Below are 16,284 nucleotides of genomic sequence, written 5' to 3'. Positions count from 1 at the left end.
GCGTCCTTTGCGCGTCCTGAGGGACGCGCGGCGCTTTGGCCGCGGCTTATTGCGAAGGCCAGCATTTTCCCAAATGCGCCTTAATGTGGCGTCATTCCGCGTTGCACATTGCCTTGCTTCTGGCTAGAGAATGTGCAGCAATTGAACATGCTTGGTTTTTGTGCATGCCTGACTTGAGCAAACTTGACTTGACCAAATTGGCTTTGCCGCTCGACGTCGGAGGGGCGAGAATCCGCAATCGCCTCTTTCTCGCACCCATGTCAGGTATAACAGATGAGCCGTTCCGGCAACGCGCTTACGCACATGGCGCCGGGCTGGTCGTGTCGGAAATGGTGGCGAGCGGTGAGCTTGCCAGGGGCAGGGCCGGTTGCGGACTGCGCATCCGCCATTCCGGACTCCCGGTCCACATGGTCCAGCTTGCCGGCCGCGAGGCGGCGCATATGGCCGAGGGCGCGCGGATAGCCGCGGGTGAGGGCGCCGACATCATCGACATCAATATGGGCTGCCCGGCCAAGAAGGTGACCGGCGGCTATGCCGGTTCGGCGCTGATGCGCGATCTCGACCATGCGCTGTCGCTGATCGAGGCGGTGGTCGGCGCCGTCGAGGTGCCGGTCACGGTCAAGATGCGGCTCGGTTGGGACGAAGGCGCTCTAAACGCACCTCTTTTGGCCCGCCGCGCCGAGCAGGCCGGGGTCAGCATGGTGACGGTGCATGGCCGCACACGTTGTCAGTTCTACCAGGGCAAGGCCGACTGGCGCGCCATTGCCCGCATCAAGCAGGCCGTGTCGATCCCGGTCGTCGCCAATGGCGATGTCGGCTCGCCAGCAGAGGCAGCCATGATCCTCGACCAGTCGGGCGCCGATGCGGTGATGGTCGGCCGCGCGCATTACGGCGCGCCGTGGACGGCGGGCAGCATAGCGGCGACGGCGGCCGGTGAAACGGCGTCCGGCATTCCCGCAAGCCCGCAAGCGCTCGCCGACTATGTCATTGCCCATTACGAGGACATGCTGGCGCTATACGGCATCGAAAGCGGCCTGCGCCAGGCGCGCAAGCACCTTGGCTGGTATCTCGACCGCCATGCCGCCAGCGCCGCCTCCGACCAGCGCAAGGCGATCCTCACCTCTTTCGAGCCGGCACAGGTCATTGCTCGGTTGCGCGACGTGTTCCAAAGCGCTGCGGAGTCAGCCGATCTGCGGAGCGCGGCATGAGCGCGACTGTCGCACAGAACACGGACATGGCTGACGCCGCCCACATCGTGCTGAACACCATCCGCCGCCCCGTGATCATGGTCGATCAGGAAGGCTTCATCACCTTCGCTAACGCCGATGCCGAGGATTTCTTCCGCTCGAGCGCGACCATGCTCGCCCGCAACACGTTGTCCAAGCTCATTCCCTTCGGCAGTCCGTTGCTGACGCTTGTCGACCAGGTGCGCGAGCGCCGGGCGCCGGTCAACGAATACCGGGTCGACGTGTCGTCGCCACGCCTCGGCATCGAGAAGGTCGTTGACCTCTATGTCGCGCCGGTGTCGGAATTTCCGGGCTCCGTGGTCGTCATGTTCCAGGAACGGTCGATGGCCGACAAGATCGACCGGCAGATGACGCATCGCGGCGCGGCGCGCTCGGTGACAGGCCTTGCCGCCATGCTCGCCCACGAGATCAAGAACCCGCTATCCGGCATCAGGGGCGCTGCCCAGCTGCTCGAACTGTCGGCTTCCGACGAGGATCGCGCGCTGACCCGGCTGATCACCGACGAGACCGACCGCATCGTCTCGCTGGTCGATCGCATGGAGGTGTTCTCCGACGAGCGGCCGATCGACCGTTATCCGGTCAACATCCATGTCGTTCTCGACCATGTGAAGGCAATTGCCAAGAACGGTTTTGCCAGTCGGATCAAGATATTGGAGGATTATGATCCTTCATTGCCTCCGGTTTTCGCCAACCGCGACCAGCTCATCCAGGTGTTCCTCAACCTGGTCAAGAATGCCGCCGAGGCCATTGGCGGCGATCCGCAAGGCGAGATCACCTTGTCGACCGCGTTCCGGCCGGGCATCCGTGTCTCCGTTCCGGGATCGCAGGGCCGCGTGTCGCTGCCGCTGGAGTTCTGCGTGCGCGACAACGGCTCCGGTGTTTCCGAAGATATCCTGCCAATCCTGTTCGACCCGTTTATCACCACCAAACCGAACGGGTCGGGGCTCGGTCTTGCGCTGGTCGCGAAAATCGTCGGCGAACATGGCGGCATCATCGAATGCGATTCGACGCCGCGCGGAACCACCTTCCGCATTCTGATGCCGGCTTGGAAAGAAACGCCGTTCGGCACGGACGATGATGGCGAAGGAGACCGCAAATGACGGTTCGCGGCAATATTCTCGTCGCCGACGACGACGCAGCCATCCGCACGGTCCTCAATCAGGCGCTTTCGCGCGTCGGCCATGAGGTGCGGGTGACCTCCAACGCATCCACTCTTTGGCGCTGGGTGGCGGCGGGCGAGGGCGATCTCGTCATCACCGACGTGGTCATGCCCGACGAGAACGCCTTCGACATGCTGCCCCGCATCAAGAAGGCGCGGCCGGAATTGCCGGTCATCGTCATGAGCGCCCAAAACACGTTCATGACCGCGATCCGTGCCTCCGAGACCGGCGCCTATGAATATCTGCCCAAGCCGTTCGACCTGACCGAGCTTCTCAACATCGTCAACCGGGCGCTGTCGGAGCCCAGGCGCCCGAAGATCGATGCGCGGGCGGACGAGCCGCCGGAAACGATGCCACTGGTCGGCCGTTCGGCGGCGATGCAGGATATCTACCGCATGCTGGCGCGCATGATGCAGACCGACCTGACGGTGATGATTTCAGGCGAATCGGGCACCGGCAAGGAGCTGGTGGCCCGCGCGCTGCACGAATATGGCCGCCGTCGCGGCGGCCCCTTCGTCGCCATCAACATGGCGGCGATCCCGCGCGACCTGATCGAATCGGAACTGTTCGGGCACGAGAAGGGCGCCTTTACCGGCGCACAGAACCGTTCCACCGGCCGTTTCGAGCAGGCCGAGGGCGGCACGCTGTTCCTCGACGAGATCGGCGACATGCCGATGGAAGCGCAGACGCGCCTGCTGCGCGTGCTGCAACAAGGCGAATACACCACCGTCGGTGGCCGCACGCCGATCAAGACCGATGTGCGCATCGTCGCCGCCACCAACAAGGATCTGCGCACGCTGATCAACCAGGGGCTGTTCCGCGAGGATCTGTTCTACCGGCTGAATGTCGTGCCGCTCAGGCTGCCGGCGCTGCGTGAGCGGTCCGAGGACATTCCCGACCTTGTCCGGCACTTCTTCAAGATCGGCGCCAGCGAGGGCCTGCAGACCAAGCGCATTTCCACCGGCGGCATCGAGCTGATGAAGCGCTATCCCTGGCCCGGCAATGTGCGCGAGCTCGAAAATCTCGTCCGCAGGCTGGCCGCGCTCTACTCGCAGGACGAGATTTCCGCCGAGATCATCGAGGCGGAACTGAAAACCGGCGAGCGGCCGGTCGTTCCCGGCGGCGGCAACCTCATTCCCGACGATCTGTCCATCGGCCAGGCCGTGGAACATTTCTTGCAGCGCTATTTCGCGTCCTTTGCCGGCGAATTGCCGCCCGCCGGCCTCTATCAGCGCATTCTCTCCGAGGTCGAATATCCGCTGGTCCTGGCCTCGATGACGGCGACCCGCGGCAATCAGATCAAGGCCGCGGAACTGCTGGGGCTGAACCGCAACACGCTGCGCAAGAAGATCCGCGAACTCGGCGTCAACGTCTACAAATCGTCCAGGCAAGTGTAGAGCCGCCCCGTTTTTCCGGGGATCGATCGCCGAAAGATTTCCGTCCAGGTCACACTTGTTGCATAATCGCCACAATGCGTTGCATAGATCCGACGCAATCATTGGCTCCACACGGCAACATGGCTTCACAGGCACCGACACTGAGTGAACGGCTTTTCAGCAAGCCCGGCCCGAGGGACGGGCGCCGGCTGCTTGCGCTGCCCGGCGTGGTTGCGATTGCCGGAGCGCTGGTGACGGCAGCGATCTCCTTCACCATTCTCGTCGGCGCCACGCCAATCGTCCCGAACGAGAAGACGACGCTGGCGCTCATCGCCCTCAACGCCGCCTTCGTCCTGTTCCTGATCGCGCTGGTCGGGCGCGAAGTGCATCGCATCGTGATGGCGCGCCGGCACGGCAAGGCGGCATCACGGCTGCATGTGCGCATCGTCGCGATGTTTGCCCTGGTCGCTGCAATACCCGCCATCATGGTGGCGATCATCGCCTCGATCACGCTGGACATCGGCCTCGACCGCTGGTTCGAAATCCGCACCAAGACGATCGTCAATTCGTCGCTGTCGATTGCGGACGCCTATGTGCAGGAGAACGCGCGCAATCTCCAGGGGACGACGCTGTCGATGGCTTATGACCTCGACGCGTCGCGCACGCTCTACGGTCTCGACCGGACCGGTTTCCTCGATCTCATGAACAAGGAAGCCATTGGCCGTTCGCTGGCCCATGCCGCACTCATCAAACCCGACGGTTCCTTCGTCATGAGCGCCAAGACCGATGCGAACTTTGCCATGCCGGAGCCACCGGAAGGCGCCGTCGCCAGTGCCACCGATGGCAGGCCGGTGCTGATCGAGCCCAAGACGCGCAACATCATGGGCGCCATCGTCAAGCTGCGCGAAATCGAAGGGCTCTATCTCTACACCATCCGCCTCGTTGATCCCGAAGTGATCAAGGCGCGGCAGATCGTCAGGTCCAACGCCGACGAATATCGTGGCCTCGAAGACAATCGCCGCACCTCGCAAGTGGCCTTCGCGCTGCCCTATTTGTCGCTGACGCTGATCATCATCCTGTCCGCCATCTGGACCGGTATTGCGGTCGCCGACCGTCTGGTGCGGCCGATCCGTCAGCTCATCGGCGCGGCCGACGAGGTGGCGACCGGCAATCTCGACGTTGCCGTGCCCGTTCGGCCCTCCGATGGCGACGTCGCCTCGCTCGGCGATACCTTCAACAAGATGCTCCTGGAGCTGAAATCGCAGCGTAATGAGATCCTGTCCGCCAAGGATCTGATCGATGAGCGGCGGCGGTTTTCGGAAGCGGTGCTTGCCGGCGTCACCGCTGGCGTCATCGGCGTCGATCCCTATGGCATCGTTACCATCGTCAACCGCTCGGCCGAGACGATGCTGGCCATATCGGCCACCGCCACACTCGGGCAGAACCTTTCCGCGGTGCTGCCGCATGTCGGCCGCGTCTTCGAGATCGGCCGCAAGTCGGGAAAACCGGTCTATCGCGAGCAGGTGACCTTCTACCGCGCCGGCACGGAGCGGACCTTCAACGTGCAGATCACGATCGAGGCTGGCGATGACGGTTCGGAGGAAAAATCCTATGTCGTGACGGTCGATGACATCACCGATCTGGTGCAGGCACAGCGCTCGTCGGCCTGGGCCGACGTGGCGCGGCGCATCGCCCACGAGATCAAGAACCCGCTGACGCCGATTCAGCTTTCCGCCGAGCGCATCAAGCGCCGCTACGGCAAGGTCATCACCGAGGACCGCGAGGTTTTCGATCAGTGCACCGATACGATCATCCGGCAGGTCGAGGATATCGGCCGCATGGTCGACGAGTTCTCCGCCTTCGCGCGCATGCCCAAGCCTGAAATGAAGTCCCTTGATTTGCGCGAATCATTGCGCGAGGCCTCGTTCCTCGTCGAAGTGAGCCGCGCCGACATCACTTTCGAGCGTGTGTTCGGCAACGAGCCGCTGAAAGGCACCTTCGACAGCCGGCTGATGGCGCAGGCTTTCGGCAATGTCATCAAGAACGCAGCCGAGGCCATTGACGGACTTGATCAAAAGGATCGTTCGGACGGCATAATCCGGATTCAGGCCGGGCGCCAGAATGGCGCGATTCGCATTGATGTCATCGACAATGGCAAAGGCTTGCCGCGCGAGAATCGCCAGCGGCTGCTCGAGCCCTATATGACGACGCGCGAGAAGGGCACCGGGCTCGGCCTCGCTATCGTCAAGAAGATCGTGGAGGACCATGGCGGCCGGCTCGAACTGCATGATGCGCCGGCGGACTTCCACGGTGGGCGGGGTGCGATGATCAGCATCATCCTGCCGCCTGCCGCCGTTGCCGCGCCACCGCGCGGCGAGGGCAGGACGGAAAACGAGAGAGAAACTGAAAAGGTCGGTAATGGCGTCTGACATTCTCATCGTCGATGACGAGGAAGACATCCGCGAACTTGTCGCCGGTATTTTGAGCGACGAAGGTCACGAAACCCGCACGGCATTCGATGCCGACAGCGCGCTTGCGGCGATCGCCGACCGGGCGCCGAGGCTGATTTTCCTTGACATCTGGCTGCAGGGCTCGCGGCTGGACGGGCTGGCGTTGCTCGACGAGATCAAGACGATGCATCCCAACCTGCCGGTGGTGATGATCTCCGGCCACGGCAATATCGAAACGGCGGTCTCCGCCATCCGCCGCGGCGCCTACGACTTCATCGAAAAGCCCTTCAAGGCCGACAGGCTGATCCTGATCGCCGAGCGTGCGCTGGAGACCTCTAAGCTGAGACGGGAGGTTTCGGATCTCAAGCAGCGCAGCGGCGAGACCTTCGACCTGATTGGCATGTCGTCGGCGATGAGCCAGTTGCGCCAGACCATCGAGCGCGTCGCGCCGACCAACAGCCGTGTCATGATCATCGGTCCGTCCGGTTCCGGCAAGGAGCTCGCGGCTCGCGCCATCCATACATTGTCGGCGCGCAAGGGCGCGCCTTTCGTCACGCTGAGCGCCGCCAACATCACGCCCGAACGCATGGAGGTCGAGCTGTTCGGCACCGAATCGAACGGCGTCGAACGCAAGGTCGGCGCGCTGGAGGAAGCCCATCGCGGCATTCTCTACATCGATGAAGTGGCCGACATGCCGCGCGAGACGCAGAACAAGATCCTGCGCGTGCTGGTGGAACAGCAGTTCGAACGGGTAGGGGGCACCAAGCGGGTCAAGGTCGATGTCCGCATCATCTCGTCGACCTCGCAGAACCTGGAGGCGATGATCGCCGACGGCCGTTTCCGCGAGGATCTCTACCACCGCCTGGCGGTGGTTCCGGTCATGGTGCCGGGGCTGGCCGAGCGGCGGGAGGACATTCCCTATCTGGTCGACAATTTCATGAAGCAGATCGCCCGGCAGGCCGGTATCCGGCCGCGGCGCATCGGCGACGACGCGCTGGCCGTGCTGCAGGCTCACAACTGGCCGGGCAACGTCCGCCAGTTGCGCAACAATGTCGAACGGTTGATGATCCTGGCTCGCGGCGACGATGTCGATGCGCCGATCACCGCCGACCTTCTGCCCGCCGAGATCGGCGATGTCATGCCGCGCACGCCAAATCAGTCCGACCAGCACATCATGGCGCTGCCCTTGCGTGAAGCGCGCGAACAGTTTGAGAAGGATTACCTGATCGCCCAGATCAACCGTTTTGGCGGCAACATTTCGAAGACCGCCGAATTCATCGGCATGGAGCGCTCGGCGCTGCATCGCAAGCTGAAGTCGCTGGGCGTCTGACCGGCGGCCTGCCGTGGCCTTGCTGCTTCTGGCCCACGTATTTGTCGGTTACGCCGGTGGCGGAATCGCTTAAGAAAGCCGGGAATATCCTTGAGGATTGCAGATGCCGCGCATTGCCTATGTGAACGGGCGCTATGTCGCTCACGCCGACGCCTGTGTGCACATCGAGGATCGCGGCTACCAGTTTGCCGACGGCGTCTACGAGGTCTGCGAGGTGGCGCGCGGCTTCATCGTCGACATGCCGCGCCATCTCGCCCGGCTGGACCGATCGTTGCGCGAGCTTTCGATCGACTGGCCGGTGACGCGGCGCGTGTTGCCGCTCATCCTGCGTGAAGTGGTGCGCCGCAACCATGTCGCCAACGGCCTAGTCTATCTCCAGGTGACGCGCGGCGTTGCCAGCCGCGACTTTGTCTTCCCGGCGGCCGGCACGAAACCATCGCTGGTGGTGACCGCTCGGAAAGCCGACCCGGCCGCTGCCGCCAAGCGTGCCGAGGGCGGGATCAAGGTCATCACCGTGCCGGAGAATCGCTGGGACCGGGTCGATATCAAATCCGTCGGCCTGCTGCCCAATGTGCTTGCCAAACAGAAGGCCAAGGAAGCCGGCGCTCAGGAAGCCTGGTTCGTCGATGCCGACGGCACCGTCAAGGAAGGCGGCTCGTCGAACGCCTGGATCATCACCAGGGATGGCGTGCTGGTGACGCGGCCGGCCGAGCACGGCATCCTGCGCGGCATCACCCGCACCACGCTGTTTGAAGTGGCCGCCAAGCTGGGGCTGACGATTGAGGAGCGGGGGTTTTCGGTCACTGAGGCCAAGGCCGCGCGCGAGGCTTTCATCAGTTCCGCGACGACGATCGCCATGCCGATCGTGGCGATCGACGGCGTTCCCGTGGCCAACGGCCATCCCGGCTCAATAACACTTTCCTTGCGGCAGGCCTTTTTTGACGTTGCGGAAAAAAGTCCGGCCTGATAACCGCACAGGTGGAATGAACATCAATATATCTCGTTCTGCTTGTCGTTACTGACGGCAAGAGGGTGTTTGTACGCTTGACATGGGCCGGTTAATTTGGCGCATTGGCCTGCAAACCGAAGGGGATCGGCGGAAAGACAAGAACAATGGCGGAACGATCGCAAAACCTTCAGGACCTGTTCCTGAACTCAGTTCGCAAGAGCAAGAACCCGCTCACCATCTTCCTCATCAACGGCGTTAAGCTGACCGGGGTGGTCACTTCGTTCGACAACTTCTGTGTTCTGCTGCGTCGTGACGGCCATTCCCAGCTCGTCTACAAGCACGCCATTTCCACGATCATGCCGAGCCAGCCGGTTCAGATGTTCGATGGCGAGGAAAGCCAGGGCGCCTGATTGGCACGTGAGAAAGACGCGGACCGTAGCGTCCGCGGAAAAAAATCGTCACATCAGCCCGGCACGGAGGCCAAGGGTCCAACCCGGGCTGTCGTCATCGTGCCGGTACTCACCCGCCAGCAGCGCGGTGACGACGACACGAACCGTCCACGCCTGACGCGTTCAGCCGAGGCCCGGCACGACGAGGCGGTCGGCTTGGCCCGCGCTATCGACCTCGACCCGATCCACACCGCAGTCGTGACCGTCAACGACCCGCGCCCGGCGACCTTGCTCGGCAGTGGCAAGGTCGCGGAATTCGCCGAGATCGTCAAAGAGGGCCATGCGGAACTGGTCATCGTCGATCACCCGCTGACGCCGGTGCAGCAGCGCAATCTCGAAAAGGAATTGAACGCTAAGGTGCTGGATCGCACCGGGCTGATCCTGGAGATCTTCGGCGAGCGCGCGCGCACCAAGGAAGGCACGCTGCAAGTCGAGCTTGCTCATCTCAACTATCAGAAGGGCCGGCTCGTCCGCAGCTGGACCCACCTTGAGCGCCAGCGCGGCGGCGCCGGCTTTCTCGGCGGTCCCGGCGAAACGCAGATCGAATCGGACCGGCGTGTCCTGCAGGACAAGATCATCAAGCTGAAGCACGAGCTGGAAACCGTGCGGCGCACCCGCGACCTCCACCGCGCCAAGCGCAAGAAGGTGCCGTTTCCGGTGGTGGCGATCGTCGGCTACACCAATGCCGGCAAGTCGACGCTGTTCAACAGGCTGACCGGAGCAGGGGTTCTGGCCGAGGACATGCTGTTTGCCACGCTCGATCCAACGTTGCGCCGCGTGCGCCTGCCGCACGGGACGCCGGTTATCCTGTCGGATACGGTCGGCTTCATTTCAGACCTGCCGACACATCTGATCGCAGCCTTCCGGGCGACGCTGGAAGAGGTGGTCGAAGCCGATCTCGTCATCCATCTGCGCGATATTTCGGACCCCGACACGACAGCACAGGCCGAGGATGTCGAACGCATTCTCGCCGATCTCGGCGTCGATGCCGGCGACACCGAGCGCGCCATCGAAGTATGGAACAAGATCGACCGGCTCGACGAGGGCAACCGGGCACGGTTGCTTGCAGACGGGGTCGACGGCAACAAGACGCCACCGATCGCCATATCTGCCGCCACCGGCGAAGGCATCGATGCGCTGAAGGCGATCATCGAGACCAGGGTGTCGGGCGAGCTGGCAACGCTGACAATCACCCTCACGCCCGCTCAACTTGGCCTTGTCGACTGGCTCTACCGCAATGGCGACATCGTTTCGCGGGCCGACAATGAGGATGGCAGCGTGACCGTTTCGCTCAAGGCGACGCAAAGCGCGCGCGAAGAGATCGAAAGCCGATTGCACCGCAAAAACAACGGGTAAATCCGGTTATTTTGCGCTTTTGGCTTGCTGCCAGAGTGCTTCCATTTCGTCCAGCGTCGCCTTCTCGAGCGTGTTGCCGGACGCTTCCAACGTCCGCTCGACATAGTGGAAGCGCGAGCGGAATTTCTCGTTGGTGCCGCTGAGCGCGGCTTCGGAATCGAGCTTGAGGTGCCGGCCGAGATTGACGACGGCAAACAGCATGTCGCCGAACTCGTCCTTGATCGACGCCGTGTCGCCCTTGGACAGCGCCTCGCGCAGTTCGCCGATCTCCTCCTCGATCTTGTCGAGGATCGGCCTGGCCTCGCTCCAGTCGAAGCCGACGCGGGCCGCTTTTTCCTGCAGCTTCAGTGCCCGGGTCAGCGCGGGCAGGGCGACCGGTACGCTATCGAGAAAGCCTTCGCCGTTGTCTTCGGGATCGAGCCCGCAGGCGAGGCGGGCGTTTCGCTTTTCCGCCTTCTCCTCGGCCTTGATCTTCTCCCACATGCCCTTGGCCATGCCGGCGTTGCGAGCCTTCTCATCGCCGAAGACATGCGGGTGACGACGGATCATTTTCGTGGTGATGGCCTGGACCACGTCGCCGAAGGCGAATTCGCCGACTTCCTCGGCCATTTGCGCATGGTAGACGACCTGCAGCAGGAGATCGCCGAGTTCGTCGCGCAGATCGTCGAGATCGCCGCGCGCGATCGCGTCCGCCACCTCGTAGGCTTCCTCGATCGTGTAAGGCGCTATGGTCGAAAAATCCTGCTCGATGTCCCAGGGGCAGCCGGTTTTTGGCGCCCGCAGCGCCGCCATGATCTCGATCAGCCGGGAGATGTCTTTCGAAGGTTTCATCGGGCGGATGCTATCGTGCGTCCGGCCGCGCGGCCAACGCTGTCAGCCGGCGCCGGCGCCTTGTCCACAGCTGCGCGGAACAGTCTCGTCAGTCGAGCACCGAGACGATCGCCTTGGCGAGTGCATCCATCCCGTCCTCGGGCAGGCCTGCCACGTTGATGCGGCTGTCGCCGACCATATAGACGCCGTGCTCGGCACGCAGCCGCTCGACCTGCGCCTCGGACAGGCCGAGGCGGGAAAACATGCCGCGATGGCTGGCGACGAAATCGAAGCGGTCGGAATTGGACTGCCGCCGCAACGCCTCGGCGAACTGGACCCGAAGCCTGAGCATGCGCAGCCGCATGTCTTCCAGTTCCGCTTCCCAGTCGGCGCGCAAGGCGGCATCTTCCAGCACGATGCGCACGGCGGCCGCACCGTGGTCCGGCGGCATCGAATACATGGCGCGCGCCGCAGACAGCATCTGGCCCATCGCCACATCCGCCTGGGCGCCGTCCTTGGCCAGGATCATCGCCGCGCCGACACGGTCGCGATAGACGGCAAAGTTCTTCGAGCAGCTCGAGGCGACGACCATTTCAGGGACTTTTGCGGTCATGATGCGCAGGCCGGCGGCGTCCGCGTCGAGACCTTCGCCAAAGCCCTGATAGGCGATGTCGACAAAAGGCAGCAGGCCGCGCTCGACCACAAGATCGGTAATTTCGGACCATTGCGCGGTATCGAGATTGGCGCCGGTCGGGTTATGGCAGCAGCCATGCAGCAGCACCACGTCGCCGCTCTTTGCAGTGCGTAGCGCCGTCAGCATGTCGGCGAAGCGCACCGCACCGGAAGCAGCGTCGAAATAGGGGTAATCGCGGATCTGCAGGCCGGCGGCGCGCATCACAGGTGGGTGGTTCGGCCATGTCGGGTCGGACAGCCAGATCGTCGCGTCGGAGCGGGTCCGCTTGAGCAATTCGGCCACCAGCCGCAGTGCGCCGGAGCCGCCGGGCGCCTGCGCGGCGCGGATGCGCGTCAGGTCGGCCGCGGGGCCGAAGGTGAGCTTCGCCATCGCGGAGTTGAAGCCGGTGTCGCCGGCAAGGCCGAGATAGGTCTTGGTATCCTGGCTCTGCAGCAGGCGCTTTTCGGCTTCGCGCACGGCGCGCATAACCGGCGTCTTGCCGTCGCGGTCCTTGTAGACGCCGACTCCGAGGTCGACCTTGTCGGGGCGCGGATCGGCGCGATAGAGGCCGATCAGGGCAATGATCTTGTCGGCGGCGGCGGGCTGCAGGTCTTCGAACATCGATATCGTCCCAATGGCGGCGGAGTGATACGCAAATCGGCCGCCTTGCGCCAGCGCTTTCATGTGCGCCATACCGAATGCCGTGCGATCGGCAAGACGGAAGTGAGCCCTACACGTTCCCGTTACATCGGCGTAGTTTGAATAAGCACTTCCGGGACAAGCGCGAGAATGACGGCGTGAGACAATGATGAGCCGGCAAGAACAGTTCGACCTCGCGGTTGTCGGCGCGGCATTGTCGGTCTGGCTCATGCGCGCGCCGCCGCCCGGCGTGGCCCTTCGGTGGTCGTCATCGATCGCGACGCGCATTCCAGAGCCGTCGCCGTGTCAGCGCATTCAGCAGGCTTTGCGGCACGCGAGATTGATATCGTGGGAAAAATTTTCGCAATGAAGGGATTAAAGTCCCTGCGTGTTCCGTAAACAGGGCATGAAACCATCGATGCCACGTTTCGATATCACGGGACAGCTCGGTTCGCTGCGCCGCTACGCGCGTTCGTTGACGCGCAATAGTGCCGATGCCGAGGATTTGGTGCAGGATGCGCTGGTGCGGGCCTATGAGAGGCGCAGCACCTTCCGCTCCAGCGGAAACCTGCGCGCATGGCTGCTGTCGATTGTCCACAATGCCTTCATTGACGGAATACGGTCCCGCAAATCCGAAGCGGCGCGCATCGAGCAGGCCGAATACCTTGCCGACGCCAACATGGACGCCCCCCAGGAGCATTCGATCCGCCTGGCGCAGGTGCGTGAAGCTTTTTTCAAATTGCCCGAAGAGCAGCGTTCGGCACTGCATCTCGTCGCCATCGAGGGACTTACCTACAGCCGGGCGGCCGAGGTGAGCGGCGTGCCGCTTGGAACGTTGATGTCACGCATCGGTCGTGCGCGGGCGGCGCTGCGCGAGATGGAAGACACGGCGCCTGCGCGCGCGAAAAGCCACCTCAGGATCGTAGGAGACCAGTCATGAACGAACTGCGCGATCCGATAATCGATGCCGACCTTGATGCCTATGTCGACGACCAGTTGGACGTTGCACGCCGCATTGAAGTTGGGGCGTTTCTTTCGACCCGTCCGGAGGCGGCGGCACGGGTGATGTCCGATCTCAGGACGCGCGACGAACTGCGCATGGCGCTTGCGGGGTCCCAAGGCATGGCGCGGCCGGCAACAGCCGATGCGGCACGCCGGCTGGAGCGGGGCTTGGCCCGGGACCGCGTCTTCGGCGCGTTGCAGCGGGTGGCCGCGGTTGCTGTCTTTGTTGCTGCCGGCTGGCTGGCGCACAGCATGCTTGGACCGATATCGGTGACTAAAGTCGTCGCCTCGACCCAGCCGCCTGTCTACCTGCAGGAAGCGATCCAGGCGCACAAGACGACGATCGTGCGCGAGACCATGTCGTCCCAGTTGGAAGCGCCGAACTACAACGCGGACGAGATCCGCGCCGCCACGGCGATCGTCATGCCGTCACTGCCGACCGACTGGAAGGTCCGCGACGTACAGATCTATCCATCGCGGTTCGGCCCGAGCGTCGAAATGGCTGTTGAAACAAAGGATATGGGATTGGTCTCGCTCTTCGCGATCAGACCCGGAACATTCGACGTGGTCAAGCCGACCGTCGCGCCTTCGGGCGACATCTCCTCGGCTTACTTCCAGGTCGGCGACGTCGCCTACGCAGTCGTTGCTCGAAGCGGTGTGCGCGACCTCGATCGCACCGCGGAAACGCTTGCCAGTACGCTTTACTGATCCCGCCTTACCAGGAGAATTCGCATGAACATCCCTAATCTAAGATACAGCGCTGGTGCTGGCACTCGAGCCGGAGCCGACTACGACCAGGGCCTGCGCCAGCATATGCTGCGCGTTTACAACTATATGGGTCTCGGCCTTGTCGTCACCGGTATCATCGCCTATGCGGTGGCTTCGACGCCCGCACTCTACGTGCCGATCTTTTCCAGCCCGCTGAAGTGGGTGGTGATGTTGGCGCCGCTCGCCTTCGTGCTCTTGTTCTCGTTCCGGATGCAGACCATGTCCGCGGCCGGCGCCCAGGCCATGTTCTGGGCATTCTGCGCGGTCATGGGCCTGTCGCTCGCTTCCGTGTTCCTGGTCTTCACCGGCACCAGCATTGCGCGCACCTTTTTCATCGCTGCCACCATGTTCGGCGCCACCAGCCTTTACGGCTACACGACCAAACGCGACCTGACCCAGTTCTCGTCCTTCCTGATCATGGGCCTGATCGGCGTGGTGATCGCCAGCGTCGTCAACATCTTCCTCGGCTCGACCGCGCTGCAGTTCGCGATCTCGGTGATCGGCATCGCCGTGTTCATCGGCCTTACCGCCTGGGACACGCAGACGATCAAGGAACAATATGCCGAGAATTTCGGCGCGGAATCACAGCAGAAGCTCGCCGTCTTCGGCGCATTCTCGCTCTATCTGAACTTCATCAATATCTTCCAGCTCTTGCTGAATTTCACCGGCGAGCGCGAATAATCGACCGACCGTAGCAGGCAACACGTCGAACCTTGCCGTGGCCGAAGGGAAACCTCCGGCCACGGTTTTCATTTGAGGCCGCGCGCGAACACGCCGGCTTGCCTGTAGCGCTTTCGCAGCCGTCTGAGGTGTGGCGTAGCCTGCGCTCTTGAGTTCCCGCGGGGCCTTTTGCTAGCCTGCCGGCCATGCCAGCCACCCGTGAGGACATATGGAACAGGATCGTCTGACACTTCACGGTGACGGCATCTCGGCGACAATAGTCGGCCAGGGCGCCGAACTGGTTTCGCTGCAAGACACGGATGGGTTGGAGTTCTTGTGGCAGGCCGGGCCGGCCTGGCGGCGGCATTCGCCGGTGCTGTTTCCGATCGTCGGCCGGCTGAAGGGCGATCAAATGCGCCATCGAGGCCAGTCCTACCCGATGACGCAGCACGGATTCGCGCGCGACAAGCCGTTCGCCTGGGAGGAGAGGGGGGCTCGATCCTGTACGCTGGTTCTCACCGACGATGCCGATACCCGCAGTCACTACCCGTTCGCCTTTCGCCTGGCCGTGACCTACAGGCTGGATCGCCGGCAGCTTGGCGTGACCTTCGACATCACCAACACGGGCGACGAGCCGCTTCCGGCCTCGATCGGGGCGCATCCGGCCTTCAATTGGCCGTTGCTGCCGGATCTGGCCAAGACGGATTATCGGCTGACCTTTGCCGATGACGAGCGGGCGCCGATCCGTCGGCTCAAGGACGGCCTGCTGCTGGCTACGCCACAGCCGACGCCTATTGATGGAAAAATTCTCGCCCTGTCCGAGCGCCTGTTTGACGACGACGCCGTGATCCTGGATCGGCCAGCAAGCGCCAGCGTGCGTTATGGTGCCGAGCGTGGTCCGGCGATCGAGATGTCGTGGCAGGGATTTCGGGAATTGGGCATCTGGTCCAAGCCAGGCGGTGCGCCGTTCCTGTGCATCGAACCCTGGCACGGCATTGCGAGCCCTGCCGATTTCGACGGCGAATTCACCAACAAACCGGGCGTGATGTTGATCGCGCCCGCGGCAAAGCGTGTTCTGTCCTACCAGATCGATCTGAGATGATAGCGGTCTGAACGCAGGGAAGAGCATGGACTACGCGATCAAGGCCGAGATCCGCGATCCGCAGGCAAAAACCTTCGCGTTCACCGCGCAGAAAACCATGTATGGCGGCAAGCATGTCGCCGAGGGCGATACGGTTTTCGTGTTCGCAAGCGAGAACGAGGGCGGGCAGGGTCTTATTGCGCGCGGCGTCGTCACATCAGTCGAAGAGATTGCGAAGAAGCATGGCATCGCCCGGCAAACGCCGCGTGTGAGCCTCTCGATCGAACGCACCGCGCTCGTCAAACGACCGCTCGGGCGGCGCGAACTCAAACAT

General features: G+C 63.2%; 15 protein-coding genes. 13 read left to right on the top strand and 2 right to left on the bottom strand.

Annotated features, from left to right (window positions below):
* The first annotated feature begins 164 nt into the window (after nucleotides 1-164).
* The 8 genes from dusB (at nucleotide 165) to hflX (ending at nucleotide 10,317) form a co-directional block, all read left to right on the top strand.
* Nucleotides 165-1,208, top strand: a complete 1,044-nt coding sequence (gene dusB, locus CN311_RS24755; protein WP_097576298.1) for a tRNA dihydrouridine synthase DusB — start codon at nucleotides 165-167, stop codon at nucleotides 1,206-1,208.
* Entirely contained in the window at nucleotides 1,205-2,347 is a 1,143-nt protein-coding gene (locus tag CN311_RS24750) for a two-component system sensor histidine kinase NtrB (RefSeq protein ID WP_097576297.1), read from the top strand. The genes dusB and CN311_RS24750 overlap by 4 nt, the downstream gene beginning before the upstream one ends.
* Nucleotides 2,344-3,804, top strand: a complete 1,461-nt coding sequence (ntrC, locus tag CN311_RS24745) for a nitrogen regulation protein NR(I) (protein ID WP_097576296.1) — start codon at nucleotides 2,344-2,346, stop codon at nucleotides 3,802-3,804. The genes CN311_RS24750 and ntrC overlap by 4 nt, the downstream gene beginning before the upstream one ends.
* Before the next feature lie 119 nt (nucleotides 3,805-3,923).
* A complete protein-coding gene (locus CN311_RS24740) occupies nucleotides 3,924-6,212 on the top strand; it encodes a sensor histidine kinase NtrY-like (protein WP_165779832.1) in 2,289 nt (762 codons plus the stop codon).
* Nucleotides 6,202-7,563 carry a nitrogen assimilation response regulator NtrX gene (gene ntrX / locus CN311_RS24735; RefSeq protein ID WP_097576294.1) on the top strand — a complete coding sequence of 454 codons (1,362 nt, stop codon included), beginning with the start codon at nucleotides 6,202-6,204 and terminating at the stop codon, nucleotides 7,561-7,563. Before CN311_RS24740 ends, ntrX begins: the two co-directional genes overlap by 11 nt.
* A gap of 103 nt (nucleotides 7,564-7,666) precedes the next feature.
* Nucleotides 7,667-8,530: a D-amino-acid transaminase gene (locus tag CN311_RS24730; protein ID WP_097576293.1), complete on the top strand. Its 864-nt coding sequence runs from the start codon at nucleotides 7,667-7,669 to the stop codon at nucleotides 8,528-8,530.
* 146 nt (nucleotides 8,531-8,676) lie between these two features.
* Complete coding sequence (hfq, locus tag CN311_RS24725) at nucleotides 8,677-8,922, top strand: RNA chaperone Hfq (RefSeq protein ID WP_006202172.1); 246 nt, start codon at nucleotides 8,677-8,679, stop codon at nucleotides 8,920-8,922.
* Entirely contained in the window at nucleotides 8,923-10,317 is a 1,395-nt protein-coding gene (hflX, locus tag CN311_RS24720) for a GTPase HflX (protein ID WP_097576292.1), read from the top strand.
* A 6-nt stretch (nucleotides 10,318-10,323) separates the two neighbouring features.
* Here the strand turns inward: hflX and mazG are convergent, their stop codons facing one another.
* Together mazG and CN311_RS24710 are read right to left on the bottom strand one after the other, a co-directional pair.
* Complete coding sequence (mazG, locus tag CN311_RS24715) at nucleotides 10,324-11,148, bottom strand: nucleoside triphosphate pyrophosphohydrolase (protein ID WP_097576291.1); 825 nt, start codon at nucleotides 11,146-11,148, stop codon at nucleotides 10,324-10,326.
* Between the two features lie 88 nt (nucleotides 11,149-11,236).
* Nucleotides 11,237-12,421 carry an amino acid aminotransferase gene (locus tag CN311_RS24710; protein WP_097576311.1) on the bottom strand — a complete coding sequence of 395 codons (1,185 nt, stop codon included), beginning with the start codon at nucleotides 12,419-12,421 and terminating at the stop codon, nucleotides 11,237-11,239.
* 436 nt (nucleotides 12,422-12,857) lie between these two features.
* Between CN311_RS24710 and CN311_RS24700 the strand changes: the two genes are divergently transcribed.
* The 5 genes from CN311_RS24700 to CN311_RS24680 all read left to right on the top strand — a co-directional run.
* Nucleotides 12,858-13,379, top strand: a complete 522-nt coding sequence (locus tag CN311_RS24700; RefSeq protein WP_208866572.1) for a sigma-70 family RNA polymerase sigma factor — start codon at nucleotides 12,858-12,860, stop codon at nucleotides 13,377-13,379.
* Nucleotides 13,376-14,149, top strand: a complete 774-nt coding sequence (locus tag CN311_RS24695) for an anti-sigma factor family protein (protein WP_097576289.1) — start codon at nucleotides 13,376-13,378, stop codon at nucleotides 14,147-14,149. The genes CN311_RS24700 and CN311_RS24695 overlap by 4 nt, the downstream gene beginning before the upstream one ends.
* A 24-nt stretch (nucleotides 14,150-14,173) precedes the next feature.
* A complete protein-coding gene (locus CN311_RS24690; RefSeq protein WP_097576288.1) occupies nucleotides 14,174-14,890 on the top strand; it encodes a Bax inhibitor-1/YccA family protein in 717 nt (238 codons plus the stop codon).
* Nucleotides 14,891-15,098: 208 nt separating this feature from the next.
* Nucleotides 15,099-15,971, top strand: coding sequence for an aldose 1-epimerase family protein (locus CN311_RS24685; RefSeq protein WP_097576287.1), 873 nt, complete (start codon nucleotides 15,099-15,101; stop codon nucleotides 15,969-15,971).
* A 25-nt stretch (nucleotides 15,972-15,996) separates the two neighbouring features.
* The coding region (locus tag CN311_RS24680) for a hypothetical protein (protein ID WP_097576310.1) at nucleotides 15,997-16,284 on the top strand (288 nt) is incomplete at its 3' end.

Source organism: Mesorhizobium sanjuanii (assembly GCF_002529485.1).
Lineage (GTDB): Bacteria > Pseudomonadota > Alphaproteobacteria > Rhizobiales > Rhizobiaceae > Mesorhizobium > Mesorhizobium sanjuanii.
The sequence above is the reverse complement of the archived record's forward strand: the minus strand, read 5'-3'. Positions and strand labels throughout refer to the sequence as shown.

What these genes read in the sequence shown, in the direction of transcription:
- CN311_RS24700 (WP_208866572.1), top strand. Translation starts at nt 12,858, where the DNA reads ATGCCACGTTTCGATATCACGGGACAGCTCGGTTCGCTGCGCCGCTAC.
- hfq (WP_006202172.1), top strand. Translation starts at nt 8,677, where the DNA reads ATGGCGGAACGATCGCAAAACCTTCAGGACCTGTTCCTGAACTCAGTT.
- mazG (WP_097576291.1), bottom strand. Translation starts at nt 11,148, where the DNA reads ATGAAACCTTCGAAAGACATCTCCCGGCTGATCGAGATCATGGCGGCG.
- CN311_RS24730 (WP_097576293.1), top strand. Translation starts at nt 7,667, where the DNA reads ATGCCGCGCATTGCCTATGTGAACGGGCGCTATGTCGCTCACGCCGAC.
- CN311_RS24690 (WP_097576288.1), top strand. Translation starts at nt 14,174, where the DNA reads ATGAACATCCCTAATCTAAGATACAGCGCTGGTGCTGGCACTCGAGCC.
- dusB (WP_097576298.1), top strand. Translation starts at nt 165, where the DNA reads ATGCCTGACTTGAGCAAACTTGACTTGACCAAATTGGCTTTGCCGCTC.
- ntrX (WP_097576294.1), top strand. Translation starts at nt 6,202, where the DNA reads ATGGCGTCTGACATTCTCATCGTCGATGACGAGGAAGACATCCGCGAA.
- CN311_RS24695 (WP_097576289.1), top strand. Translation starts at nt 13,376, where the DNA reads ATGAACGAACTGCGCGATCCGATAATCGATGCCGACCTTGATGCCTAT.
- CN311_RS24685 (WP_097576287.1), top strand. Translation starts at nt 15,099, where the DNA reads ATGGAACAGGATCGTCTGACACTTCACGGTGACGGCATCTCGGCGACA.
- CN311_RS24710 (WP_097576311.1), bottom strand. Translation starts at nt 12,421, where the DNA reads ATGTTCGAAGACCTGCAGCCCGCCGCCGCCGACAAGATCATTGCCCTG.
- ntrC (WP_097576296.1), top strand. Translation starts at nt 2,344, where the DNA reads ATGACGGTTCGCGGCAATATTCTCGTCGCCGACGACGACGCAGCCATC.
- CN311_RS24750 (WP_097576297.1), top strand. Translation starts at nt 1,205, where the DNA reads ATGAGCGCGACTGTCGCACAGAACACGGACATGGCTGACGCCGCCCAC.
- CN311_RS24740 (WP_165779832.1), top strand. Translation starts at nt 3,924, where the DNA reads ATGGCTTCACAGGCACCGACACTGAGTGAACGGCTTTTCAGCAAGCCC.